This is a genomic window from Nostoc sp. 2RC (genome assembly GCF_014222165.1).
Taxonomy (GTDB): Bacteria; Cyanobacteriota; Cyanobacteriia; order Cyanobacteriales; family Nostocaceae; genus Nostoc; species Nostoc linckia.
This window is the reverse complement of the sequence record NZ_JACKZU010000072.1, coordinates 1-25,501: the sequence shown is the minus strand read 5'-3', so window position 1 is coordinate 25,501 and position 25,501 is coordinate 1. Positions and strand designations below refer to the sequence as shown.

At 41.3% G+C, this 25,501-nt stretch carries 28 protein-coding genes; 18 read left to right on the top strand and 10 right to left on the bottom strand.

Annotated features, from left to right (window positions below; translation table 11 throughout):
* The first annotated feature begins 138 nt into the window (after positions 1 to 138).
* Complete coding sequence (locus GNE10_RS11085) at positions 139 to 1,542, top strand: peptidoglycan-binding protein (protein ID WP_185565226.1); 1,404 nt, start codon at positions 139 to 141, stop codon at positions 1,540 to 1,542.
* 45 nt (positions 1,543 to 1,587) lie between these two features.
* On the opposite strand, the gene sbcC is transcribed toward GNE10_RS11085, so the two are convergent.
* Positions 1,588 to 4,614, bottom strand: coding sequence for an exonuclease subunit SbcC (sbcC, locus tag GNE10_RS11080; RefSeq protein ID WP_185565225.1), 3,027 nt, complete (start codon positions 4,612 to 4,614; stop codon positions 1,588 to 1,590).
* Between the two features lie 669 nt (positions 4,615 to 5,283).
* On the opposite strand from sbcC, the gene GNE10_RS11075 reads away from it, so the two are divergent.
* Positions 5,284 to 6,249, top strand: a complete 966-nt coding sequence (locus tag GNE10_RS11075; protein WP_185565224.1) for a class I SAM-dependent methyltransferase — start codon at positions 5,284 to 5,286, stop codon at positions 6,247 to 6,249.
* Between the two features lie 158 nt (positions 6,250 to 6,407).
* Here the strand turns inward: GNE10_RS11075 and GNE10_RS11070 are convergent, their stop codons facing one another.
* On the bottom strand, positions 6,408 to 6,686 hold the full coding sequence (locus tag GNE10_RS11070) for a hypothetical protein (RefSeq protein WP_185565223.1): 279 nt from the start codon (positions 6,684 to 6,686) through the stop codon (positions 6,408 to 6,410).
* Positions 6,687 to 6,724: 38 nt separating this feature from the next.
* Entirely contained in the window at positions 6,725 to 6,868 is a 144-nt protein-coding gene (locus GNE10_RS11065; RefSeq protein ID WP_185565222.1) for a hypothetical protein, read from the bottom strand.
* 499 nt (positions 6,869 to 7,367) lie between these two features.
* Between GNE10_RS11065 and GNE10_RS11060 the strand changes: the two genes are divergently transcribed.
* Together GNE10_RS11060 and GNE10_RS11055 are read left to right on the top strand one after the other, a co-directional pair.
* On the top strand, positions 7,368 to 8,051 hold the full coding sequence (locus GNE10_RS11060; RefSeq protein ID WP_099066456.1) for a conjugal transfer protein TrbI: 684 nt from the start codon (positions 7,368 to 7,370) through the stop codon (positions 8,049 to 8,051).
* Between the two features lie 658 nt (positions 8,052 to 8,709).
* Positions 8,710 to 9,951 carry an S-layer homology domain-containing protein gene (locus GNE10_RS11055; RefSeq protein ID WP_185565221.1) on the top strand — a complete coding sequence of 414 codons (1,242 nt, stop codon included), beginning with the start codon at positions 8,710 to 8,712 and terminating at the stop codon, positions 9,949 to 9,951.
* Positions 9,952 to 10,135: 184 nt separating this feature from the next.
* On the opposite strand, the gene GNE10_RS11050 is transcribed toward GNE10_RS11055, so the two are convergent.
* Positions 10,136 to 11,467: a GAF domain-containing sensor histidine kinase gene (locus tag GNE10_RS11050; protein ID WP_185565220.1), complete on the bottom strand. Its 1,332-nt coding sequence runs from the start codon at positions 11,465 to 11,467 to the stop codon at positions 10,136 to 10,138.
* A 286-nt stretch (positions 11,468 to 11,753) separates the two neighbouring features.
* On the opposite strand from GNE10_RS11050, the gene GNE10_RS11045 reads away from it, so the two are divergent.
* Positions 11,754 to 12,071 carry a DUF3155 domain-containing protein gene (locus GNE10_RS11045; RefSeq protein ID WP_096534956.1) on the top strand — a complete coding sequence of 106 codons (318 nt, stop codon included), beginning with the start codon at positions 11,754 to 11,756 and terminating at the stop codon, positions 12,069 to 12,071.
* A 450-nt stretch (positions 12,072 to 12,521) separates the two neighbouring features.
* Here GNE10_RS11045 and GNE10_RS11040 read toward each other — a convergent pair whose 3' ends face one another.
* Both GNE10_RS11040 and GNE10_RS11035 read right to left on the bottom strand, forming a co-directional pair.
* Positions 12,522 to 13,052 (bottom strand): cofactor assembly of complex C subunit B, encoded by a 531-nt coding sequence (locus tag GNE10_RS11040; RefSeq protein WP_185565219.1) that lies wholly within the window; start codon positions 13,050 to 13,052, stop codon positions 12,522 to 12,524.
* Positions 13,053 to 13,101: 49 nt separating this feature from the next.
* Complete coding sequence (locus GNE10_RS11035) at positions 13,102 to 13,452, bottom strand: PadR family transcriptional regulator (RefSeq protein WP_099066460.1); 351 nt, start codon at positions 13,450 to 13,452, stop codon at positions 13,102 to 13,104.
* 641 nt (positions 13,453 to 14,093) lie between these two features.
* Between GNE10_RS11035 and GNE10_RS11030 the strand changes: the two genes are divergently transcribed.
* The 7 genes from GNE10_RS11030 (at position 14,094) to rpsN (ending at position 19,395) form a co-directional block, all read left to right on the top strand.
* A complete protein-coding gene (locus tag GNE10_RS11030; RefSeq protein ID WP_099066461.1) occupies positions 14,094 to 14,669 on the top strand; it encodes a DUF3611 family protein in 576 nt (191 codons plus the stop codon).
* Positions 14,670 to 14,958: 289 nt separating this feature from the next.
* Entirely contained in the window at positions 14,959 to 16,239 is a 1,281-nt protein-coding gene (gene serS, locus GNE10_RS11025; RefSeq protein WP_185565218.1) for a serine--tRNA ligase, read from the top strand.
* Between the two features lie 161 nt (positions 16,240 to 16,400).
* On the top strand, positions 16,401 to 17,501 hold the full coding sequence (rseP, locus tag GNE10_RS11020; RefSeq protein ID WP_185565217.1) for an RIP metalloprotease RseP: 1,101 nt from the start codon (positions 16,401 to 16,403) through the stop codon (positions 17,499 to 17,501).
* Positions 17,477 to 18,196: an endonuclease III gene (gene nth / locus GNE10_RS11015; RefSeq protein ID WP_371411482.1), complete on the top strand. Its 720-nt coding sequence runs from the start codon at positions 17,477 to 17,479 to the stop codon at positions 18,194 to 18,196. Before rseP ends, nth begins: the two co-directional genes overlap by 25 nt.
* 424 nt (positions 18,197 to 18,620) lie before the next feature.
* On the top strand, positions 18,621 to 18,785 hold the full coding sequence (locus GNE10_RS36500; RefSeq protein ID WP_397325404.1) for a DUF6888 family protein: 165 nt from the start codon (positions 18,621 to 18,623) through the stop codon (positions 18,783 to 18,785).
* A complete protein-coding gene (locus tag GNE10_RS11010) occupies positions 18,782 to 18,973 on the top strand; it encodes a DUF6887 family protein (protein ID WP_185565216.1) in 192 nt (63 codons plus the stop codon). Before GNE10_RS36500 ends, GNE10_RS11010 begins: the two co-directional genes overlap by 4 nt.
* Positions 18,974 to 19,092: 119 nt before the next feature.
* Positions 19,093 to 19,395 carry a 30S ribosomal protein S14 gene (gene rpsN / locus GNE10_RS11005; RefSeq protein WP_185565215.1) on the top strand — a complete coding sequence of 101 codons (303 nt, stop codon included), beginning with the start codon at positions 19,093 to 19,095 and terminating at the stop codon, positions 19,393 to 19,395.
* A gap of 85 nt (positions 19,396 to 19,480) precedes the next feature.
* On the opposite strand, the gene GNE10_RS11000 is transcribed toward rpsN, so the two are convergent.
* Complete coding sequence (locus GNE10_RS11000; RefSeq protein WP_099066465.1) at positions 19,481 to 19,810, bottom strand: hypothetical protein; 330 nt, start codon at positions 19,808 to 19,810, stop codon at positions 19,481 to 19,483.
* 96 nt (positions 19,811 to 19,906) lie between these two features.
* Here GNE10_RS11000 and aat point away from each other — a divergent pair, with 96 nt between their 5' ends.
* The 4 genes from aat (at position 19,907) to GNE10_RS10980 (ending at position 21,825) form a co-directional block, all read left to right on the top strand.
* Complete coding sequence (gene aat, locus GNE10_RS10995; protein WP_185565214.1) at positions 19,907 to 20,482, top strand: leucyl/phenylalanyl-tRNA--protein transferase; 576 nt, start codon at positions 19,907 to 19,909, stop codon at positions 20,480 to 20,482.
* Positions 20,483 to 20,565: 83 nt separating this feature from the next.
* Entirely contained in the window at positions 20,566 to 20,889 is a 324-nt protein-coding gene (locus tag GNE10_RS10990) for a hypothetical protein (protein WP_185565213.1), read from the top strand.
* Between the two features lie 196 nt (positions 20,890 to 21,085).
* Positions 21,086 to 21,334, top strand: a complete 249-nt coding sequence (locus GNE10_RS10985) for a UPF0175 family protein (RefSeq protein ID WP_185565212.1) — start codon at positions 21,086 to 21,088, stop codon at positions 21,332 to 21,334.
* Complete coding sequence (locus GNE10_RS10980) at positions 21,331 to 21,825, top strand: DUF3368 domain-containing protein (protein WP_185565211.1); 495 nt, start codon at positions 21,331 to 21,333, stop codon at positions 21,823 to 21,825. Before GNE10_RS10985 ends, GNE10_RS10980 begins: the two co-directional genes overlap by 4 nt.
* Before the next feature lie 73 nt (positions 21,826 to 21,898).
* On the opposite strand, the gene GNE10_RS10975 is transcribed toward GNE10_RS10980, so the two are convergent.
* Genes GNE10_RS10975 through GNE10_RS10965 form a run of 3 tightly spaced genes read right to left on the bottom strand, consistent with a single transcriptional unit; the run spans position 21,899 to position 24,228 of the window.
* Entirely contained in the window at positions 21,899 to 22,462 is a 564-nt protein-coding gene (locus tag GNE10_RS10975; protein ID WP_185565210.1) for a Uma2 family endonuclease, read from the bottom strand.
* 11 nt (positions 22,463 to 22,473) lie between these two features.
* Complete coding sequence (locus GNE10_RS10970; RefSeq protein WP_185565209.1) at positions 22,474 to 23,280, bottom strand: DUF3598 family protein; 807 nt, start codon at positions 23,278 to 23,280, stop codon at positions 22,474 to 22,476.
* A 45-nt stretch (positions 23,281 to 23,325) separates the two neighbouring features.
* Positions 23,326 to 24,228 carry an ABC transporter permease gene (locus tag GNE10_RS10965; protein ID WP_185565208.1) on the bottom strand — a complete coding sequence of 301 codons (903 nt, stop codon included), beginning with the start codon at positions 24,226 to 24,228 and terminating at the stop codon, positions 23,326 to 23,328.
* 248 nt (positions 24,229 to 24,476) lie between these two features.
* Between GNE10_RS10965 and def the strand changes: the two genes are divergently transcribed.
* Both def and GNE10_RS10955 read left to right on the top strand, forming a co-directional pair.
* Positions 24,477 to 25,040 (top strand): peptide deformylase, encoded by a 564-nt coding sequence (gene def, locus GNE10_RS10960; protein ID WP_185565207.1) that lies wholly within the window; start codon positions 24,477 to 24,479, stop codon positions 25,038 to 25,040.
* Positions 25,041 to 25,051: 11 nt separating this feature from the next.
* Positions 25,052 to 25,255 carry a hypothetical protein gene (locus GNE10_RS10955; protein WP_099071859.1) on the top strand — a complete coding sequence of 68 codons (204 nt, stop codon included), beginning with the start codon at positions 25,052 to 25,054 and terminating at the stop codon, positions 25,253 to 25,255.
* Positions 25,256 to 25,501 lie beyond the last annotated feature (246 nt).

The window sequence follows — 25,501 nt, the reverse complement described above, 5'->3', positions numbered from 1 at the left end:
TCCCCAGCCTCCTTATCTCCCTTATCTTCCCACCTCCTCACCTCCCCATACAAATTAGTTGTAAAGAATCATACAAAAAATAAATATTATACAGAGATAATGGTATAATTTTGTATGGTCATAACTTGAGAAAAACAAGTGGAAGTAGGGGTAGATGGCTCTTTAAGTGAGCTAGCCTCAGCCTTTGAGGCATCCGAAAGTATCAAGGTTGTTCGTCTGCCAGTTATTTTAAAATTTTTAAATTGGGAAAATTTACCTAGTTCTGCTGCAATGCATCTGTTGTCTGTGGCGTTGACTATGGGAATTCTTAGTGTTGCTGGGGAAGTTTTAGCACTTCAGAAAATTGGCACTAACGGTTCCCAAGTGGCTAATAGCCAAAGATGTTTAAAAAAGTTAGGCTACTTTAAAGGGCCCGTCACGGGCAAGTTTGCTACTTTGACTGAAAATGCTGTCATCAAATTTCAGCAAGCTAATAGATTACCTGCGGTTGGGTTTATAGGCCCTAGTACTCAAAGAACGTTGCAAAGAGCGTGTCAGAGTCAAGCTTCTAGTAGGAATGTTAATGGAAATTCAGCATCGGCAGTAAATCAATATCCTACCCTTTCTCAAGGTAGCACTGGTGCAGCGGTGACCAAGTTGCAACAGCGTCTCCAACAGCGCGGTTATTTTAATGCTAATCCTACAGGAAATTTCGGGCGCATCACTAAAGATGCCGTGATTGCATTCCAGCGTAATGCAGGGATATCTGCCACTGGAATTGTCGGTGGCCAAACTTGGAGAGCGTTACTAGGTTCTTCTCAGGCTCCAGCTAAATCGAGTTTTTCCACTCAACAAATCAGAGAACTGCAACAGGGTCTACGACAATTAGGTTATTTTAAAGCTAATCCCACTGGAACTAGTGGCCCAATTACTAGAGAAGCCATTACCAAATTCCAACAAGACTATAAACTACCTGTAAACGGCCAAGCCAATACCCAAGCTTTAGTAGCAGTACGTAGAGCATTGGCTGGAGGATATGCTACTCAACAACCAGCAAGAAATTATCTCACCGTTGGCGATCGCTCAGATAATGTCAGATTAGTGCAAAATCGTTTATGGCAACTGGGGTTTTTTAATGCCAATGCTGATGGCTATTTCAGCGATTACACCAGAAACTCTATAATGGCATTCCAGCAATCTTTTGGACTCAATTCCACTGGAAATGTAGATTGGCAAACTTGGGAAGCATTAGGATTGAATCATGCAAATGCCAGCAATTATACTGAAACTAATCGCTATTTAGTACCCGTGACTAATGGCTATTTATCACCTGAAACTCACAGCAACATCTTAGCTGGCAATAATGGCTATAAAGTTATCGTGCCAATATTCAGTAATGATACTTTAAGTAAAGTGCAACAGTATATACCTCATGCTGTGGCAGAGCAATCGAGTTTGGGGGATTATGTGAATGCTGGAGCATTTAGCGATCGCGCCGAAGCAGAAAGGGTGACGAAAATGCTCCGCTCCTACGGTGTAGATGCAAGAGTAAAATACAATTGAGCAAGAATTCAGAATTCACAATCAAGGGCATAGGGAGTCAACCAATTAAATTGACAAACTCAACTGTGAACCGTGCTGAGTTTTATTCACCTCAATCCTAGCTTGGAAAGCTTCTTTGAGTTGGGGCATGTGGGTGACCGTGAGAATGCATTTAAAATCAGAAGCGATGGCATTAATGGCTGCAACTAAGCGATCGCATCCTTCAGCATCCTGTGTACCAAAACCTTCATCCACAATTAACAACTGTAACGCCGCTCCCGCCCGTTGGGCTAATAATTTCGCCAAAGCTAAACGAATAGCAAAGTTAATTCTAAAAGCTTCCCCACCAGAATAAGTTTCATAAGCCCGCGTTCCTCTGGAATCGGCGATTAAAATATCCAAGGTGTCTATTAACTTGGCATTTTTCTTAGTTGATTTACCGTTGCGTCCAGCTTTTTGAGTAATAAATTGTACGTGAAATTGATTGGCGCTCAAACGCGAAAGTAATTGATTTGTCTCGGCTTCCAGTTGCGGTAAGACATTTTCAATCATCAGTGTTTGGATGCCATTTTTACCAAAAGCCTGGGCTAATTCCTGATAAACACGCTGTTCGCGTTTGCAAGATTGTAATTGTTTGTGCTGTTGTTCGTGTTGAATTTGCAGGGTTTCCAGGTGATGTGCCAACTGTTCTAAACGTCCCAACTGAGAAATTTGTTCGTCTAGTTGGCGTCTGCGTATTGCTAGTTGCTGCTCTAGGGCTTGAATTTGGATAGATGGGTTGGCTGTTGCTTGTAGTTGTTCGATGATACTTTCGATTTGAGTGGCAAGTTTTTGTCGCTCGGTGATTCTAACGCCTCTGGAGTCTTCTAATTCTTGCAATCTCGTCTGGAGTTGGGGATATTGTTGCTGGGCTGCTAAAAGTTGTTGATAGCGCAAATGCCAAGATTGAGCTTGCTTGACAGCCAGACGGATGTTGTTATGCACCTCCAAACTGTAGCCAATTTCAATGATGTGACGTTCTAAAGCCGCAATTTGTTTGGCACATTCAGAATTAATTTGTTCTTGGTGAATTCTGGCTTGTAATTCGGCAATGGTAGCTAGCAGTTCTGGTTTTCGGGCTGCTAGCTGGGCTTGTCGCTTGATGGCGTCTTTAATCTGGCTTTGTTTAATTTCTGCCCAGCGCCAACGCTCGACTTCGCTGCGAGCTAGGGCGTGGTCTTGCTCATTATAATTGGCTTGTTGCAGATATTGGTCTAATTTTTGCAGTTGGGCTTGTTGTGCGGGAGCGTAATCACCAGCTTGTAGCGATCGCTCTAGATGTTGTTTTTCCGCAGCAATTTGTTCTAATTGCTCTTGAACATCAACTGTGGCTTCTAACTGTGCTGCTAATTGTCCTCTTTGTTCGCGCAAACCGTCATAAATCGCTAATTGCTGGGATATTTCCCGATATTCTTGCCTTAATACTTGAATTTCTCTATCTGACACAGCCATTTGTTCCCGCACCACCCAAAACTGTCCTTGAGTATCATCCAACTCAGTTTGGGTTTTTTCTACTACACGGCTCCAATGATGTTCGTCTAAAGGACGTTCGCACAACGGACAAAGAGCATTGGGATTTTGCAGCATTTGGAGTTTTTGCTCTAATTCTCCCAGCAGTTTTTCATAATCCCGTTGGTGAGCTTGCAGACGTTCAATAAAGTGACGCCTTTCTTGGCCTTTTTCCTGGACTCGTTGCAGATAAACCCGCTTTTTATCCAGTTCTTCAATTTGGATTGCCACATCCATCACCGCTTGTTGTAATTGCGGTTGGCGTCGTTGCTGGCGTTGCAATTGGTTTTCTGTATTTTGCAGTTGTTCGAGGCGCGCTACCAAGCCGGCATGAGTCCGATCTAATTGGCTTTGTAAAGCTGCACGTTGTTGCAATAAAGGAGTCACCTGCATTTGCAATTCATCTAAATGAGCCAGATGGTGACGTGCTGCGCCCAGTTGGGACAAAGCAGCTTCAACTTCACCTGATTTGGTGAGAGTTTGCTGAATTTCTCGCTCTTGTTGTTGCAAAGCTTCGAGTTGGGCTTGGGCTTGTTGCAGTTGGCGTTCGATTTCCTGAATTTGTTTAGTAAGTTGTTGTTGCTTTTGTTGGCGAGTCTGCCCAGCGCGGGTGTATTGTTCAAATTTGGCGCTCATCCCTTCTTCTTGAGATTGCAAGCTTTGATATTGAGCGTATCCACCTCTAATTTCAGCTTCTTGATGCAAAATTGTTTCGATGTCTGATAGCTGACTTCCAACTGTTAACTGTTCTTGTTGGAGGCGATCGCAGTCTTGGTTAAGATTTTGATATTGCTGCTTGACAAAATTCAGTTGTTGTTCCCAGTTTTGCCGCTGGTGCTGGATAACTTGCAGATTTTGTAATTTAATATTATCAAAAGCTTGTACTTGTTGCAGTTGATTGAGTTCAGCCTCTAACTGTTCTCTTTGGGCTTCGGTTGTTTTTTGTTGTTGCAGTTGAATTTTGATTGCATCCAAAGAACGCTCTAGTTCCTCAGCCCTTGCTTTAAACTGACGAGAAGATTCCTTTGCCCGTTCTTCTAAATCATTATACTGATTGAGTTTCAACAACTCGGCTAAAATTTCTTTGCGTTCGGTAGGCCGTTTGAGCATGAATTCATCTGCACGACCTTGACGCAGATAGGCAGAATTAATAAAAGTATCGTAATCGAGTTTAATGTGTTCTAAAATTGAATCTTGGGTTGCCCTTACCCCTTTGCCTGTGAGTGGGCGAAATCCGGAAGGCGTTTCTATTTGAAATTCCAGGACGCTACTAGCTCCCCGAATTCGGGTACGAATCACCCGATATGTTTGCTGGTTACTTTGGAAAGTCAAATCAACCCGGACTTCTTTTGCACCAGAATAAATCACATCATCTTCAGCACTGGCGCGGCTTTCACCCCAAATTGCCCAAGTGATTGCTTCTAAAAGAGAAGATTTACCCGCACCGTTAGAACCAGAAATACAAGCCGTGTGCAAACCACGAAAATCTAAAGTTGCATCACGGTAACTAAGGAAGTTTTTGAGGATAAGTTGTACTGGGATCATTCACGCTATAGCGCCACATCTACTTTTAATCATTAAGAGTACAGATGCACTGTTTGTTAGTTTAGCTATCTAAATATCAGGTTTCTAGTCCTGAAGACATCAATTTTACAAAAATTTACATTTTCATGAGTGATTTTTTCTTGTTGCATGAAAAATTTTTGCTCTATGCAGAAAAAATTAAACAGTCCTAGAGACTCCTTGTTAGGGAACTCCAAAAATAAATTATTCGAGTTAATGCGTTGACGGTTCACTGTTGACTGTGAACCGTCAACAGTCAACGGTCAACAATCAACACTTGAACCGGAATAATATATTTTTTGAACTTCCCTTATATATTGATTTTTGAACAAACTTGCTCTCAACTTGATTCTTCTCACAATTACTTGACGAGGTATTAACAGTCCAATATATTTACCTAGAGCAATGAGGAAGTTTAGTATGCGATGGCGATCAATCGCTTAGTTGACAGTAAAAATCAGCAAAAATATAGTGCTGAGATGATATCCTGGCGATCGCTTTGTTATTCTCCAAGTTGCTAAACCAGCCATACGATCAGTACAGCTTTGGGTAATTGGTAATTTCTATACCGCAAGCGTTTGCTTTTCGAGAAGCTGGTAAAGTTCTGTTGCGTAAAAATCCAAAAATTTCAAATGCTCAGGCAGTAATCCGATGATTGAAAAAATAGTAAAAGTGATAAAAGGCGAATTATTGCCAGAGGGAGATTATGTTTCACCAGGATTTTCCATTATTCAGCCAGATTCATGTTTTCCGAATATGATTTTAGGAAATCCATATAATAGTTTTTGGTTTTACCTACGGCGGGATATTCCTCACAATTGGTATGTAGACCGACGACAAACTGGTACAGGATTTGTCAGCAGAGATGAAGCCCACATTTTGTATAATACAGCCTTAAAATTTCAAGGTAAAAAAGCTTTAGAAATAGGCTGTTGGATGGGTTGGTCAGCTTGTCATTTAGCTTTGGGAGGAGTGAAATTAGATGTAATCGATCCCATGCTATCCACAGAATTGTTTTACGAAAGCGTCACCGATTCACTCAAGTCAGCCGATGTCAAAGAATCTGTAAATCTCGTACCAGGATATAGCCCCCAAGCAGTAGAAGAATTAGCAAATAAATATCAACGCAAATGGTCATTGATATTTATAGATGGCCATCACGAAGCACCAGCGCCACTGGATGATGTCATGATTTGCGAACAATTTGCCGAACCAGATGCTTTGATTTTGTTTCATGATTTAGCTTCCCCTGATGTTGGTGAAGGATTGGACTACTTAAAAAACAAAGGGTGGAACACAATGGTGTATCAAACTATGCAAATCATGGGAGTTGCATGGCGGGGGAATGTTGAACCAGTGATACATCAACCAGACCCTAAAATTAACTGGCGTTTACCTCCACATTTACGACACTATTCTGTTAGCGGTTCAGCCCCGACTGTGGCAACAAATAAATTTGGTAAAATCCTCAAATCAATTCGTCCATATACTTTATTGAATCAACCAAAATTATTGTCATTGTATAGTCATGTAGACCAGCTATATTATTATCTTTCTTGGCTGCCACAAATGTTAAAACAAGCAATGACCACAAAGAAATCCCAGGAACCCTACTAAATATCAAATTCCTATAAAATCCCCATAGGACGGGCAATTGTGCCCATCCTATGATTGTTAAATGGTTAATGAAGATGGCTAGTAATAAACGTAGGTTGGGTTTCGCGTTGCTCAACCCAACCTACACTAATGTTGCTATATCTGTCACCTATCTACTTTTATTCCACTTGCTTTTTATCTAATGCTAAATTCTCAGGTAACTGCCAAGAACGCCCTTGACAATAAACATAACCATTGGCGATAGAGATACCAAACATTTGTCGCATGATTCTAGTTGCTTCTTTCCTCTCTTCATCTGTCAAGTAATCCTGACCTTTGAAACCTGCTCGATAATGTCTAGGATTACCACCAGCTTCTACATAACGCTGCTTACCAATTTCTAAAATTTCTTGGAACCTTGCATACTTTTGTTTTTGATCTTCAGTCCAATTTGCCATAATTACAAGTCCCAACTAGTCGGAACAATATCACCATTTTACAAAATCATAGCAATCGGCAAGACTGGGCTAGGCGTATTTATATACCAATTGCCACTATCTTCATCATAGAACGTATTACCAAGTAAATCTAGGGTAGTCAGTGCGTTAATAATTAAATATTGCGCTTCACTCGGTTCCATCAGTAATTACTCTACAAATTGGCTCTCGCAATTCTAAAGGAAAGAGAAAGTATTTCCCAAGTCCTAGTAAATAATATATAGTAATCGGCTTTGATGTTTGAGCTTACTTGGCTTATTAGCGAGTAAGTCGTAGGAAATAGGGAATGGAAAAGAAGCTTTTCGAGTTAGAAAAAAGCAAATACAAGTCTTATATAATGGAAATAATAGTTCGCAATGGCGTTAAGTATCTGGACGTAAGCAATAAAACAAAGTCAGGAAACAATTAAACTAATTTAGCGTCATCAAGAGTATCTTGCCTCCTATTTAGTAACGCAGATTAGGAGAGTAAAAATTCTGACAAGCTCTATCTCCGAACGGCTAAGCCTACGTACATACTTACAGTCAAATAAGTACCATGACCTTCGGAATATGACTAAAGTAATGTTCAAGAGTCATTTGAAACAAACTCAGTAAACCCTCGTCATCACACATATCACATCACATAAAGGTCAACTCACCTATGACTCGTCTACATCGATGGAAATCTGGAACTGCTGCCCTCATGGCAATGGCCGTGACCACCACTGTTGTTACCCCGATGATTCCTTTTGCCCCTGCTAATGCACAATACAATGTTGGGCAATATGGAGGTGTAACAATTCCTTCTGGAGTAAATCTTCCTGTTAACTACGAAAAAGAAACAATAACTATCGTTCCAGGGGAAAGTAAATCCATAACCTTGAGAATTGCCAGTAACATCACTGACAGAAATAGAAACGTCTTAATTCCCGCTGGTACTAAAGTCATTGGACGCCTAGAACCTGTGGATCTAGATGGTTATTCAAGAGATGATGAGAACAAAGGAAAAGGCGTGCGGTTTGTAGCCCAAGAATTAGAATTTTCTAATGGTCGCCGTCAGTCAATTAATGCTACTTCTCGGACATACACCACAACCCAAAAAGTCACACAAGGGCCTAGCACAGGTCAAGTTTTAACTGATGCAGGTATTGGTGCAGGTGCTGGTCTTTTGGGTTCGCTAATTACTGGAAATAGCAAAGTTGATGATTTAAAACCTGTGATTGGTGCGGCTGCGGGTGCAGGAGCAAGTGTCCTGTTGCGGAAAAAAGAAGTTAATGCCTTCGTTATCAGACCCACACAAGATTTGAGACTGACTCTAAATTCTAACTTAACCGTATACCGCTGATAGGTTTAAGTTGATTTAAGTCGTGAATTTAATCATCACTCAATAGGCGATCGCCACTTTCAATATAGTGTGCGATCGCCTTCATTTTTAATCCCAAAAAATCTATCTATTTTTGTGCAACTATTCTATCTCTGCATCGTCTTCAAAACTATAGCAAGAGACTGGGTGAAAAATCTTTTGATGTCTCAGTTTTCTGGTCTATTAATATCCTAACCACCAAGGCTGTTGCTATATCTAGTAGTCTGCCAAAGTCTTTTTGACAGGGGGTAAGGGGAAAAGGGTAAAGGCTTTAAACCGTTCCCCTTTTACCTTTTCCCTTTCCCCAATCTAAACTTGTCAATATTTGGTGAACTACTAGAGCTTTGGTAATAATGACAGCATCATTCAGGCTCTAGAATTCAAAAAAGCTTTCTATCCATACATCAAATGTGGCTTGTGTACTTCACCTGCCTTTAAGCTTACTTGCTTTATTGAGTATAGTCAAAGGCTAATTGCCTTATTATCTACTTTCTAGATATTTGGGCAGCATTTTTTAATTTAAATCGGATATTTCCATAAATATTCATGACAAAAACAAGCTCAATTTTGGGAACAGAAAATTTTAGAAAATGTCTAATTAATTAACAGTAGAAAACATAAATATAAGGAAGTAAAAAAAATGTCTACTTTAAATCGTTGGCAATCTGGAACAGCTGCACTCATGGCTTTAAGCGTCACAGTTGGCACTGTAGCACCTTTGATGACAGCTGCACCTTCTTTTGCTCAAACTACTTTTGTTGATGTTTCATCTAATTATTGGGCAGCACCATTTATTCAAGAATTATCACAACGAGGTGTGATTGCGGGATTTCCTGATGGTAGTTTCCGCCCTGAAGAAGCAGTAACACGCGCTCAATTTGCCGCTATGGTGAACAAAGCTTTTCAAAAAGCACAACAGCGATCGCCAATTAGTTTTATTGACGTACCTAGCAACTATTGGGCATACAGCGCCATTGGGCAAGCATATACCATTGGTTTCTTATCAGGATATCCCGGCAATCGCTTTGAACCTAACCAAGCTATTCCCCGCCAACAGGTTTTAGTTGCCCTGGCTAATGGTCTGGAATATACTGCAAGTAGTAATACGGAAAGCACTCTGCAATACTTCAACGATGCTTATAATATTGCTAGCTATGCCCGTAGCCCCATTGCAGCGGCCACCGAGAAGCAAATTGTAGTCAATTATCCAAATGTGAAGTTCCTCAATCCCACTGCAACCGCCACTCGCGCCCAAGTAGCAGCTTTTATTTACCAAGCGTTAGTTAGTACTAATCAAGCCTCAGCAATTAACTCGCCCTACGTCGTAGCTCTTGGGAATACTACCCCCACACCTGTATCTGTGACAATTCCCCAAGGAACTGCTATTCCTGTGAAGTATGACAAGGCAGAAAAAATTCTCGTGACCAAGGATGAAACAGCACCCTTGACACTGACGGTATCGCAAAACGTAGTTACCCAACAAGGATCTGTGGTGATTCCTGCTGGTAGTCAAGTTATTGGTCAACTCAAACCTGCTACAGGCGGTTCTCAGTTCATTGCTGAAAAACTGGTTTTGACCACAGGTCAAGAATATCAACTAAACGCTACTTCTGAAGTGATTACCAAGACTGAAACCGTAAGAAAGGGTGCTAGTACCGGATCGATCATTCAGAACACCGTCTTGGGCGCAGGAGCCGCCGCTGCGGTGTCTGCCGTCACAGGCGATCGCGCCATTGCCACAGAAGAAGTCTTGGGTGGTGCTGGTATCGGTGCGTTGATTGGTCTATTCTTCGGTAGAAATAGCGTCGACTTAATTGCAATTGACCCAAATACCGATTTACAAATGACCATTAATCAAAACTTGTTGGTTTCACTAAAATAGTTAAGAGTGATGAATTGAAGATAGTTAAAAGTTAAGAGTTAGGAGTGATGAATAACGAATTAAAGCAAGTTTTTAATTGTGAACTCCTAATTCTCAACTCCTAACTCCTAACTCCTAATTCTCAACTCCTAATTCTCAACTCCTAACTCCCAACTCCTAACTCCCAACTCCTAACTTCTAACTCCTAACTCTCAACTTCCGGTAACCAAATAATAAACGTAGTTCCCGGTCTATTGGGTGAAGTTAATTTAGAGTTGATTGCAGGGCTGAAAACTTCGATTTCGCCCTGCATTTGTTCTATTAACTGTTTAGCGATCGCCAACCCCAAACCCGTACCAGGAATTTCTGTTTGCGCTTGTACGCCCCGATAATGGCGTTCTCCAAGATGCTTTAAATCTTCGGTTGGAATACCAGGGCCGTTGTCACTGATGACAATTCCTTGAAAATTAGCTTTTTGTTCTCCAGCCTGAATGAGGATTTTACCACCATTAGGAGTGTATTTCAATGCATTATCGATGATGTTATTTAAGACTTCTCTTAATGCCTTGATGTTGGCACGCACTAAGGGTGAATTCTGCTTTAATTCAGTTATTAGTTTTAGATTACGCTCTTGTGCTATGGCTTTAGCTGATATTAATAATGGTTCTAATATATCTGCTAAGGAGCAGTCTACTGCTTTATCTCCGGTTCCCGGCAATAATAGGGGCGGCTTAGCATCTTTTTGCACAGTTGCTTCTACACATACTTCATTTTCGGGTAGATGTATTGCTGTTAAATCTGGCTCTGTGAAGTCAATTACTTGCTCAAATTGTTGGAGTAATTCTTGCAGGCGATCGCTTTCTCGCACGATGCTACTTGCTACATCCCGATTAGTATCTCCCGGTCGCAATCGCTTTAATAAAAGTTTACCAAAAGTCCGTAATGCTGTTAATGGATTACGGAACTGATGCAATAAGTTATCTAACAAATCCTGCTGTTTTTCTTGAAGAATTTGTTGTTCGTGGAGTTGGTGTTGTAACCATGCTCGTCGCTGATCTAAAATGCAAGCGATGGCCAGTGTTTGGGCTATGTGTTGAATCTGGCTTTGCTCGTGTTCATTCCATTCTCGGTCTTTTCTAGCAGTTACTAGTAACCCCATCATCACACCTTCATAGACCAAAGGTAAAACAATTTCGTTACCACTGAGTAGATATTCCTCTTGTAAATGAGGTTGAGATGTATCCGGTATTTCAGCTTTTGATCCCGGTGTTAATAGTTTTTGCTGATGATTGGGTAATACATTAGTATTACCAACTTGAAGCTGCTTCGGTAATGTGATGGTGCTTTCTTCTGCTTGCGGTAATAAAGCTGTTTCCGGATAAATCATCACAGGAATCAGTTTTGCCTCACCAGAAGGAGTCTCTACCAATTCTTGTGTTAGGTACACAATACTTAACGTTGCTCCTAGCCCTTGGGCCAGCAGTGCTATTTGCTCTCGGCACAGAGCAAGAAAATCAGAACTGGCAGACATTAACATTTTTAGTTCTTGCTCAAGATTACAAATTTTAAGGCATGATTAAATAAGGATAGTTAGTTTTTACCTCATTCTTTTAATACAGCTTAACTGAAATCTTCTGAGTGATGTTTTCTACCAGCAGATTATTCTCGTTAGCAAGCTTTGTTCGATCCATACCTCCAAAGATATTAATTTTATTGGATCAAAAGTTAAAAAACTATTGATTTTTTGAACTAGAACTTCTATAATGACGACGGATTTTGTAGCTATCACTACAATCTATAGCTTGAAAGAGGAGGACAATAGGTTGGCAAGGAGACGCAAAAGAAAAAGTCGTCGTCGTCAGGAAGGACGGCGTATTCTAGAGCATGTGCCTCAATATAGCATCGAAAGTGGTGAAGAAAAACCTGTGACAGCAGCGAGAAGGTTCATTCAAGCTGAAGGTATTTTGCCACCGGCACTGCTACTCGTAAAGCGAAACGAACACACTACAGATCGATATTTTTGGGCAGAAAAGGGACTGTTTGGTGCCCAATACGTAGAAGAAAACCATTTCTTGTTTCCCAGCCTCAGGACTTTAGAAGCTCCTACAGGTCAAGAAACCCTTGCTTTAACTGCTCGATAAAAAATGGTCATCTCACGCATTGAATGTGCCCCCTGACTATTAATTAACTGGCAAAGTTGCTAAGTTTATGCAAAATTTAATTTTTTTTTAGTTTGTAGGTGATTTGCCAGTACGCCTACTCTCAGTACTTGAAAAGTAAATATGTGTCAAACCACGCTAGTTTGCATGGCTTGGTACTTGTGTCTAAAGATGCACAAAGGAGTGGATACAGAGCCAAGCGCATTTAAAAGCGCTAGAGGAGTTATGCTCTTATCCGGATAAATTGGAAGATCAGCTCTGTCAAGGAATTGAAATCAATTCAGATTTTTCCGACAACAAAAGTTATGGATAAAATTGGCAAAGCAATAGTTTTGATTTCCTCCTTAATACTTTTCATTACTTGAAGACTAGGTGATATGGAAAAGGGAACACCTCATAAGTTAAGAGATGGTCATAACAAGCAACAGTTATTTATTCACCAGCCTTTAACTGTAGAGTCCTCCGTAACTCACTGAGTTCATCTCGATGGGCAACTACAGTAACCTTACTTGAGGAGGTTTGTTCGCTCTGAGTTGTTTCCACCTTGAGCAGCACCTTCTCAAGTCTTCCAGATTTTTTCCAATAAAACACACCACTCAAAGGTGATAGCAGCACCATAGCTAGAATTAACCTACTCAGGCTAGGAAAAAGTAGGTAAACCACCAATGACAGACAAACTATACCAGTAGCTGCCAGTAGGGTGAGGAATATAGCTAAGAACCAGCTAGGACGAACATAACCTTCAAAAGTCACTTGGTTTTGTTCTCGGTCTACCGCTGCCACTCGGTAAGACCGCGATCGAAAATACTCTCTTAATTGAGACATAAAAGTGGCTTCATCTTGTGCGGATACCAAGTGTGCGGTTTCTGTGCGGTCTTTAGTCGAAGCACGAATAAAGAAAAACAGCCCCACCGATAACAACAAGGTGAGTAGCAACGTAGATGGCAGAATAGGAGTATCCATAAGTGATTGTTATTGTTTAACTGGAGGAGACTTATTCATTATCAATGATTTATGACTTTGCTCGTTTGTTGATGTAGTCTTGCCAAAGAAAAGCTAAATTCTGTGCTTGAACTTGCCATTCTGGAGAAACTTGGTACATCCGCCTGGGGCGTCCTCGTCCTTCGAGTTTTTTCCAATATCCATTAATTGCCCTTTCGTCTTCCAGAAACTTGATTGCACTGTAAAGTACGGTATCCGAAAGTCGATAGGTAGGATATTCAGTTTCTAATCTTTGGATTAACTCAGTGCCGTAGGATTCACCTTCTAACAAAATAGACAGTATGTAACAAACTGCTAATTCCTGACAAAGGTAAGTTGGCGGAGGATTTTCAAAGAATTGATATATATCCTCAAGTTTCATGGTTGGGGAATGGCTAAAAAAATGCCTTAGGGTAAGGTCTACAATTCTCGTAGTCAGTATATAGTGCTACTCTTAAACGAGTAATATATAAAGCTACTTAAGCTAGATTTGCAAAGCGAAAACACCAAATGATTACCCACGCTTTTGGAGTTGTGGGAGTAGTTCGTGAGTTTTAGGGTTCAGGATATTATGCTCCTACCCAAACTAAATCAGGAATAATGAGGAGGGAACAGACAGTGCCGAAGTCACTGTTTTGGTGTTATCAATGCCGAGTTGATTAGAACTGCTTAAGCAATAAGATGCCATCGAAGAAATTTTACAAGTAAAATGCTATTTTGTCTGTAGAACTTAATAAACACTTTTTTTTACAGTGATTTTCCCAATGTAAATTTTAAAAATTTAAGCTAAAGGATATGTTGAAGTTCAAACTGGCACGTTTGTAAACACACCTGGGTAGTAATTATTAATAATTTTTTAGGCTTGAGATCCTCTTGTACTATCTGGTAAATGTGATAGTAAATTTCTCAAAAAAATTGGGGCATGGGGCATTGGGCATTGGTTTATTCCCCGCGTCCTTGTACCTCTCTATCTCCCTATCTCCCTATCTCCCTTAAAAGCACCTAGCACATTGGTGATTTAGTATGTCACAAACTCCGGATGCCCCATCGTCCTCTAATCTCCGGGCAATTGCCCAAACCTTTCGCCTTACAGGTTGGATTAGCTTTTGGATTCAGCTAGTACTAGGTGTTGTTTCTGGCATAATTGTGCTGTTATTTGGCATCTTTAGTCAAAGAGCTGGTAGCCCCAGTAATAATCCTGGCACTGGCTTTGGCGTATTTTTAGCAGTTTGTGGATTGGTGATTTTAGGTGTGGGGATTTACTTAGCTTACCGTTACACTAGAATTGGTAGACAGCTGGAATCCTCCAATCCAAGCAACCGCCCTCGTAAAAGCGAGACTGTAAAAGTATTACGCTTAGGACTGTGGGTGAATTTAGGCGGAACCTTGGTGACTCTTTTGGGGGCGCAGGCCATTGTTGGTACGCTGGTAGCAAGATCCATATCTCCCCAAGCGATAACTACACAATTTTTTGACCCAACTCGAATTATTAGCGGTCTAGATATGCTTGTAGTCCAGGCAAACACTAACACTGTTTCAGCGCATTTTGCAGGACTTGTGGCGTCCCTTTGGCTACTTAATCGCATTAATAGGCCATAGTAAAGATGAGATAAATGCAAAAAATAAGCCAAAAATCTATACTTCTTTTGATGGATTTTGTGAGTAAATTCAAATCTCTTCTTTGTGCTTTTGCGAAATTTTTTAAATACTCAATTTGGATTTGAGATTGGGGATTTTAAATTTGGGATTTTGCTTTTAAATATTTCTCACCCTAGCCAGATTGGCAGTACAAAATTTTTATGTTTGCTTTTCTGTTCATGGCAAGGCAAAATCAGTATATGCTGGGGTGTTGGCAGGAAGATAATAGGGTAAAAACTGAGAAAAATCTGTGCTGGATATCAAGCAAATACGGGAAAATCCGCAATTAGTTCAAGAACGATTGAACAGTCGTAATGGTAAATACGACATTGAACCGATATTACAGTTAGACCGACAACAACGGGAATTAGAGGGGACACGGAGTCAACTCCAAGCCCGTAGCAACGAAATTGGTAAAATAGTCGGGCAAAAGCTGAAATCTGGTATCAATGCTCAAGACCCAGAAATCCAAGCTTTGCGGGATGAAGGTAATTCTGTCAAAGCTAAATTGAGCGAACTCGAACCCCAGGAAAAAGACCTCAAAGCTGAAATTGCTCAGCTTGTTTTGGCACTTCCCAACTTACCAAGCGACTCTACACCGATTGGTCAAAGTGAGGAAGATAATCTAGAAGTGCGGCGTTGGGGTGATGAGTATATTCCCCAAAACCCAAATATCCTACCTCATTGGGAACTAGCTGAAAAGCTAGGCATTCTCAACGTTGAGCGAGCTGTGAAAGTTGCCCAAAGTCGGTTTGTGACATTGATAGGTGCTGGCGCTGCACTGGAGAGGGCATTAATTCAATTTATGCTGAGTGTTCATACTCAAGCTGGATATGTGGAAATTAGTCCACCACTGTTGGTGAATACCGACTCCTTGACGGCCACCGGTCAGTTACCCAAGTTTGCCGAAGAAAGCTTTAAATGCGCTGATGACGACTTGTGGCTAATTCCCACAGCCGAAGTTCCAGTTACTAACCTCTATCGGGGCGAAATTCTGGCGGCTGAAGATTTGCCTATTTACCACTGTGCTTATACACCTTGTTTTCGTCGCGAAGCTGGTAGTTATGGGCGGGATATGCGGGGTTTAATTCGTCTGCATCAATTCAACAAAGTGGAACTAGTGAAATTTGTCGAACCCAGCAGTTCTTTTGATGAACTAGAAAAATTGGTGGGGAGTGCAGAATCGATTTTACAGGCTTTGCAACTGCCTTATCGAGTGATGAATCTCAGCACTGGGGATTTGGGATTTGCTTCCGCTAAAACATATGATTTAGAGGTTTGGTTGCCTTCTGCTGGCAAGTATCGTGAAATTTCCAGCTGCTCTAATACTGTAGACTTTCAGGCACGACGGGCGGATATTCGTTTCAAAGAAGCGGGGAAAAAAGGCACCCAGTTTGTGCATACTCTCAACGGTTCGGGCTTGGCAGTGGGACGAACGATGGCAGCAATTTTGGAGAATTACCAACAACTTGATGGAACAGTGAAGATACCAGAAGCGCTGCAACCATACTTGGGGCGAGAAGTGCTGTAATTTGTCATTGGCACTGCGGAGTTTGGAGTTTGGAGTTATTGTCCCCTTTTCTCCCTCATCTCCCAATGCCCCATGCCCAATGCCCAATGCCCAATGCCCAATGCCCAATGCCCAATTAGAATGGAGATAACCATAGCTTAATATCTTCACTAATTTGCTTTATGTCAGTTTTAGCAGCGATCGCAGTCTTGGCTGTTCTGATCTTGGTACACGAGTTGGGACATTTTGTTGCAGCACGTTCTCAAGGCATTCTCGTTAACCGTTTTTCTTTGGGTTTTGGCCCAGTTCTTTGGAAGTATCAAGGATCGCAAACTGAATATGCTATCCGCGCTTTTCCCTTGGGGGGCTTTGTGGGCTTCCCGGATGATGACCCTGATAGCGATATTCCACCCAATGACCCAAATCTGCTGCGTAACCGTCCAATTTTAGACAGGGCGATCGTTATCAGTGCTGGAGTGATAGCGAATTTAATATTTGCCTACTTAGTACTGGCTCTGCAATTGGGTATTGTGGGTATTCCTGAGAAGTTAAACTATAAACCTGGTGTCATGGTACAACCTATTAATCAAGAATCCATTGCTTACCAGGCAGGAATTCGGGAAGGAGATATTATCACCGCCATCAATGGTCAGGAACTCCCCGCTTCTGATAAATCAACCGCTTTGCTGACAAAGGAAATTCAAACTCATCCCAATCAGCAAATCGAACTCAAAATTCAACGCCAAAATCAACAACAATCGCTGAAATTAACACCAAAACTAGGAGCCGATGGCAAAGGTGTAGTAGGTGTGGCACTTAGCCCAAATGCTACAGCAGTTTATCGTCGTCCCAATAGTCCTTTTGAAATTTTCGGTATTGCTGCTAACAGGTTTCAACAATTATTTGTGGGAACACTCAGCGGTTTTGGCCAGTTAATTACCAATTTTCAACAAACTGTAGGACAAGTTTCGGGCCCAGTTAATATTGTCAAAATCGGGGCACAATTGGCTGCTGATAATAGCACAAATTTGTTATCTTTCGCGGCAATTATTAGCATTAATTTGGCAATTATTAACATTTTGCCTTTACCTGCTTTGGATGGCGGACAACTGGCTTTTCTGTTAATTGAAGGTCTGCGCGGTAGACCTGTGCCTGCTCGAATTCAAGAAGGCGTAATGCAAACGGGTTTAGTGCTACTCTTAGGACTAGGGATTTTTCTGATTGTCAAAGAAACTACCCAATTAACTAGTCAATTAGAGTGGGTACAAAAGTTACTCCAGTAAAAGTAGAAAGTGGAGAATTGGCAGTGGGGAGTAGCAAAAAGCAAGTTTTATCTTTAAAGCAACGGGCGGTAGAAATTCTGTTGCGTTTGAAGCGTCTTTATCCAGATGCAACTTGCTCTTTGAACTACTCAACACCGGTGCAGTTGTTGGTGGCAACTATTCTCTCCGCTCAGTGTACTGATGAGCGAGTAAATAAAGTTACACCAGCATTATTTAGTCGGTTTCCTGATGCTGAGAGTTTGGCGATCGCCGACTTAGAAGAGTTAGAAAATTTAGTGCGTTCCACAGGATTTTATCGCAATAAAGCCAAGAACATTCAAGCGGCCTGTCGGATGATTGTCACTGAATTTAACTCTGTTGTTCCCAACCAAATGGAACAGTTATTAAAACTTCCAGGCGTGGCGCGGAAAACAGCAAATGTAGTCCTCGCTCACGCTTATGGCATTAATGCTGGCGTGACCGTAGATACTCACGTTAGTCGCCTCAGTCAACGTTTGGGTTTAACTGAGCATACAGACCCCATCCGCATTGAAAAAGATTTAATGCTTTTATTACCGCAACCAGATTGGGAAAATTGGTCAATTCGGCTAATTTATCACGGTCGTGCTATTTGCAAAGCCCGTTCTCCTGTCTGCGTTGCTTGTGAACTTGCCGATTTATGTCCTGCTGCAAATAAGCCAGTGGTTGTGGGGTAGTTTTCAAAAAATCTTTGCAACACATCAAAAATCTTCAGGGGTGCAAAGCTTTGCGCCCCTACGCAATCTATATGTTGCATTCTTTTTTTATAGCAGGGAACAGGCAACAGTAAACAGGCAACAGCCTTAAAAGCCGCTTTACGTCCCGGTTTTAGGATTAGGTTATGTTCTAACCTATGCTTCAACTGCTATAAATAGATATTATTTTCTGTTGAACCATGAAAACTGAATCTGGCTAAATCAATTTATCAAATAGATATTGTGTTAAATTTTCTTCAAGATTTTAAACAAGCTGCTGACCAGACAAGTAGGCAGAAACATTAACTTGACCAAAAACAAAATTTTTTCATATTTTCAAAACGTCGTTGCAAGTAGCACGACGTTTTTATTTTTCAACAAAGGAGGAGATTAATTGGAGCCAACAGTGGAGCAGTTAAGAGCTTTATATCGCAGGTGTGTAGCAGCAAGTAACTTAATGCAGCCAATTAACCTAGTGAGGTATGATAATCGCACTCATCGAATAGTTATGTTGGTCGGAGACACAATACAGATAGAGATATTTGAGAACGGGAAGGTGTTAATCGAATGAGCAACGCAAACTACCAAGCAATGACTGAACAGGAATTGCGCGACTATGTTAGACGCAATCCTCAAGATGAAGATGCTTTTCAATACTATCTCAACATTATTCGCTCCCGTCCTGGTGTGCTTTGTACAACAGACGAAGAAGCGGATAAGGAAATGCAAAGGCGAATAGGTCACCAAGCGCAACAGTAGTATTGACAAAAACAAGTCGCTTTTTTGCTTTTTCGCCAAAATCCAAAATGGTGTAACCTAGAATTGAAAAGAAGACGGTAGAATGGAAAATGCTGTCTTTAAATTAAGTAAGAGAATATATGGCAAAAAAGAGCATGATTGAGCGCGAGAAGAAACGCGCCAGATTGGTAGAAAAATATGCCCAAAAGCGGGAAGCTCTGTTGGAAGAGTTCAAAAGTGCAGAATCTCCCCTTGATAAGCTAGAAATTCATCGGCAAATTCAACAGTTACCCCGCAATAGTGCGCCCAGCCGTCGCCGTAACCGTTGCTGGTTGACTGGTCGTCCTAGAGGTGTTTACCGTGATTTTGGACTGTCTCGGAATGTGCTGCGGGAATGGGCGCATGAAGGTCTTTTACCTGGAGTAGTGAAGTCCAGTTGGTAAAAAGTTATGAGTGATGAGTTATGAGTTATGAATAAAGACAAGCTTAACTCCTAACTTTTAACTCCTAACTACTAACTGTCAGCTGTTATTGACCGCAACACTTATCAATACCCAGACTTTCTAAGAGTAGATCGCTAACGGCGTTGGCGATCGCAAACTCTCCATAAAAACTATTGGAAAAATCATAGGACTGCATCTCTGTGACTATGGCAATAACCAGAGAACCAAGGTCGTTTTCTCCTTCCATTCGTTGACGCACAAAAATCTGTGCGGCTCGTTGAGCAATTTTTTGGTTTACTGCTTCTGGGATAAATTCTGTATCTAGCCACCGCAGCAGACGTTCTCGCAACCATTCACCTTCGAGTTGCGGATTTTGAGGGCGTGGTAGGGTAATTGCTGGAATTGGTTCAGTCATATTTTTTAAACGCAAAGGAACGCTAAGGAAATCGCAGAGGAACGCAGAGAATGACTGCTAGTATCAAATTGCGTTCTTTTTGTATTTTTGATATTTATGCAATATGATATCGCTGCTATTGTTCAAGGTTATGCTCAAGGTTATTTTCTCATGGCTGATGAGAGCGATCGCCTGAATTGGTACGGAAGTCGCCATCGGACTTTGATACCCTTGGATGAGAGGTTTCGCTACCCCAAATCTTTGCAGCGCGTCCTCAATCAAGAACGTTTTAGTGTAGCGGTTAATCGGGATTTTCAAGCTGTGGTGGCTGGCTGTGCTAACCGCGAAGTCACTTGGATTTCACCAGAATTGCAAGAGATTTACTGGCTACTTTACCAGACTGGTTATGCTTATAGTTTTGAAACTTGGCAAGGTGACGAACTAGCCGGGGGAATTTTGGGAATTGTGATTGGTGGTGCTTTTATTGGCGAGTCAATGTTTTACCGCATTCCTGATGGTTCAAAGGTAGCGATGGTTAAGTTGGTAGAAAGATTGCGCCAGAGGAAATTTGTATTTTTTGATGCCCAAATGATGAATCCGCACTTAGAAAGGTTTGGGGCTTATGGGGTTGGGGATGAAGAATATCAAGGTTTACTCGACAAAGCGTTGCACCGTCATTGTAACTTGGTATAAAGAATGGCAATCCTATTAAAATAGTTTTTATATATTGTGTAAAAATCAAAAATAATACTATAGCTTTCCTATACTTTTGTTTTATGGTTACTGAGAGCCTTAAACAAGATCCGTTACCCAGTCAGTTGCTTTGGTCAGGTGAAGTTAGGCGGACAAAATGGAAAATATATTGTATGGAGGTAGTCCATCCGAATGAGGAGTATTCTGAAGCGATTTTGGTAAGTTCAAGCGATTCATTTTGGCGATTACGATTTAACAGAGAAGATGGTGAGTTTTTTGAGACAACATGGTTTCCGAAAGAGCGAATCATCTTCGGTACATTAAGTGGGTGGTCGAAGTCAGCGATTGGTAATTTGAAAAATGCCCTTATTCAACACCGATGGCAGGCTTATAAATCGAAAATATAGTTTTTATTTTCACTAACTTGTCAGTTAGGTTGATGCTAGGAAACCTAATATATTTTCCCACTCTCAATCTTAACCACTTGTATTTATGAAAAGTGCGATCGCACTTTAAAAACCTATTGAACAAAAACTGAGTCAATCTGTTGTTTTGAGATTTGTTGGGCTACCCTGAAGATATTATTATTAAATTAGCCTTGTTATGAGTATTGTAATCTCAGACGAAATTGTACAAGCATCTCAGCTTACTCCAAGGGAGTTTTGTCAAGAAATTGCGCTGTTCCTCTTCCAAACAGGACGCTTAACCATAGGGTATGCCAGTCAGCTAGCAGATATGCAACCCGATACCTTTCGCCAACTTCTCAAGCAACGAAACATTCCTCTTTACTCCTACGATGTTGAAGACTTTGAATTGGATTTGAAAAATTTGCGAGAGCTTGGAAGACTGTGATTGTTATCAGCGATACATCAGCAATCACAAATTTGGCAGCAATTCAACACTTGCAACTTTTGCCTCAACTCTACACTCAAGTAATTATTCCAGAAGCAGTATATCGTGAGCTTACCGATATCGATCCTGACGTTCCAGGAACCTCTGAAGTTCAAGCTGCTTCTTGGTTGGAAGTTCGACAAGTTACAAATTGTGAGAGTATTGAACGACTGCGATACGAAGTAAGATTAGATCCTGGAGAGTCTGAGGCAATTGCCCTCGCACTAGAACTAAGTGCTGATTTGCTATTGATTGATGAGCGTCGAGGTCGAGCAGAAGCGCATCGCCTGGGGTTGAGGATTACTGGATTACTGGGTCTTTTGATTGAGGCGAAACACCAAAATCTCATCATTGCAGTCAAACCGTTGATGGATGCCTTGATTTCTACATCAGAGTTTAGAGTCTCTCCAGTTCTATACAATCAAATTTTAGATATGGTAGATGAACTCTGAAAGATTGTTTTTCATTAGTAGCGATCGCCAATTTATATATTAAGACTATTCTCAGGAAACAGCATAACTACAATCACTCCAGCAACCAGCTAAATAAACCTTCTACTGTTAAGCTGAAATCTTGAGCAAACTCTGGGACTGGTAACTTTGCTTCTAGTTCTTCGTAGACATTAGTTGCTTGGTTTGGCAAGTAAACAAATACAGATTTTTCTTTAGGATCTATCAGCCATCCCATCTGAGTTCCATACTTGAGACAATGCAAAATATTTTTGATAACTTTAGTTTGACTTTGGTCGGGAGATAAAATTTCAATTGTCCAATCTGGGGCAATTGAGAAGACGTTAGCAATTCCACCATTTTCTTGACGAGGAATTCTCTCCCACATAAATACAGAAATGTCAGGTACAATCGAGCGATTTCCAAATGTACAGCGAAGTTCGCAGAAAGCGCGTGCAATTTTTTGGGGCTTTACGATTAAATTAATTGCTGGTGCTAACTCAGTTTGAATTGCGCTGTGTTCTCCTTGTGGCATTGGTTTTTGGATGATACGCCCATCAATATATTCACTTGCAGGTTTTGTCTCTGGCAAATTTAGGAATTCTTGGACGGTAAGAAGTTTAGTAGGGATTTGTACCATTTAAGGTTTCCTTACACCCTTTGTTCGGTAACTAATGTCAGACTAACCCATTCCCCTTTGTCGTTATAGCTGCGAATCATTCGCTGGCGGAGGTTCGGTTCGATTAACCAACCGGCTTCTAAAAATAAAGGTTGGCGTAATTGGACTTTGAGTGGTGAAGTTGCAGAACTGCCATCAGGTAGGAATAATACTTGTATCTGCTTTTCGGGATTTTCGTCAAAGAGAACAATGGAACCTTTGATGGTAGCAGTTGAAGTAATTGTGCGATCGCCAAAAGAAGTACTTTGAATTAATCGCCCAGCGTTATCTAATTGTAATTTGAGAGTTGTAGAGTAAGTATCAGGCGATCGCAAATCTCGATATATTGTCACTGCCTCACCTTGCCATTCTCCCAACAAATCATTTAACTGCAAAGGTGGACGTTCTGCTGTCGGGGTTCCGGCTAGATGTTCTCGAATTAGAGTTAATCCACTGAGATTACCTGTTCTATCAAATAATTGCACCAGACGCAAGCGACGATTTTCATGGACAAAAGCCAGTTCCCCACCAAATTCAGAAAACGGCCCAATCTGAATTAAACCTTCAGAAAACGAACCATTTTCAAAAAACAGCAAACCTCCCCCCACAGAATTAAATTCTCTAACTAAATCTCGTCCAGAACGAGTTAGAGTCAGGCGCACTGTTTGGCTACCGTTTAATTTTTCCAGACAAAGACGGCTAGGAGTATCGTTAACAAGCGTACCTTGGGGAGAAAAATTAGTGAATGAACCTTCCCAAACACCGAGATTTTCTAAAAAACATTCCCATTGCGATTTCATAGCAATTTCACCCTTTTTCCTTTACCCGTGCCCCATGCCTAATGCCTATCTTTTCGCAAAACATCTGACAGCAAATAAGCTTCCCATTAATCCTACCGTGCCACCGAAGCTCAAGAGAATTAGGGGCAATAATAAAATTTGGGCTGGAGTGAGTTGTATGCCGTTGGTGATTACTTGGATAAACTCTGGTTGATTGGCTAGCAATTTACCGAGAAACTGTTGAATTAGAGAAATAAAACTCCAAGCGATCGCACCACCAACAAAACCAAAGGTAATTCCTTGTAAAATGAACGGTAGGTAAATCCAAACAGAAGTTGCTCCCACAAGTTGCATAATTTCAATTTCCTGCCGTCGCGCCATAACAATCAAGCGAATTGTGGTAGTAGTCACAGCGATCGCTGTTACAGTCAAAATAATCGTAATTGTTAATGTAATCCAGTTCAAACCCCGGTGCAGCTGGGCAATGCGTTTAACTGCTTCATCGATATACTGCACCGTATCAACTCCCTGTAACTTAGCCAGTTGGGTTGCTAAAGTTGGCACAACTTGAGAGTTACGTGCTTTCACTTTAATCTCATCAACCAAAGGATTCTCCCCTAGCTGCTGGGTAACACCTTCAATATCAGAAATTTTCATTTCCTTAACTAACTTAGTCCAGGCTTCCTCCTTAGTAATAGTTTGTATCGCTGCTACCTCTGGGATTTTTGCTATCAACGACTCAATGCTTTGGCCTTGCATATCCGGTTCGAGATAAACTGATACTTCTAGCTGACTACCGAACTGATAGAGAAGCTTTTCTACTTGCCAAGAAGTTTGCAAACTCAAACCGAATAAAAATAACAATACCGTCACAGTACTGACAGCTGCCCAATTCATCCAACCCCCCCGGAGTAAGCCGAGAAAAGTTTCTTTGAGCAGATAGTCAAGTTTCGTGAGAGATTTCAACACAAATTACCCCAGGGAAAAATTCAGAATTCAGAATTCAGAATTCAGGAGTCAGAATAGGGTTTTCTACGAGACGCTACCGCGTAGCTTGCTTACCCGTAGGGGTACGCCCCCTGCGCTTAGAGAATTCAGAATTTATAATTGATAACTCACAATTGAGAATTCAGCACTCCCCATCTCCCCACCTCCCCACTCCCCAGCTTGATAGAATTAAGGTAGTAGGAATTTTCACCATCTAGCCATCAAGACTCATGCCTTCTGAAATTGCTGTCGAGAAAAAAAAATTAAAAAATCCGCCTTTGGAGCTTCATTATTTAGGCGATCGCGTGCTGCGTCAAGCTGCAAAGCGTATTTCTAAAGTTGATGACGAACTCCGCCAAATAGTGCGCGAAATGCTGCAAACTATGTACAGTAAAGATGGCATTGGTTTGGCTGCACCCCAAGTGGGAATTCACAAACAATTAATTGTCATTGACCTGGAACCAGATAACGCAGCGAATCAACCCTTGGTGTTGATTAACCCCGTAATTAAACAGGTGAGCCGTGACATCTCCGTTGCCCAAGAAGGGTGTTTAAGTATTCCCAATGTATATCTGGATGTAAAGCGCCCTGAAGTGGTGGAAATCGCCTATAAAGACGAGTATGGTCGTCCCCAAACTTTAAAAGCCAATGACCTCCTTGGACGCTGCATTCAGCATGAAATGGATCACCTCAATGGAGTAGTATTTGTAGACCGCGTGGAAAACTCCTTGACTTTGGCCCAAGAGCTATCTAAGAATGGCTTCTCGTATCAAGCGGTGAAACCAGTATCATAGGGGGGGTAGTAGTGTATTTAACTCCAAAAAGCGGTTTGTTTCTGGGTGGTTGTTGCATAAGTGCCATCGCGGCGGTGGGTTCGATTTTTGAACTCAGTTACGGACAACCAGATTTCGGTGTCACAACCACAGCAATTATCCTCGCATTAAGCATTCCACTCACAGGTTTATTTTTCTTTGCCGCAGTGAGGGACGCAAGGGCTAACATGAAATAAGCATCAGGTACATAAAAAAGGTAAACGGATGAACTAAGAATACTCAATTCATCCTTTTACCTTTTATTTTTGTTCTGTATCTTCTACTGCTCCTAAGGCTTTGAGCGTCATTAACTGTGGTGCAGTTAAGTCTGTCACTCCAAAATTTTTGCGACGCTAAAAACCTTGGATTCTTGCATCTAGTGGTCTGCCAACCCAAAAATGCGCTTATGAGGTCTGGGGAAAGGGGAAATGAGGTCTGGGGAA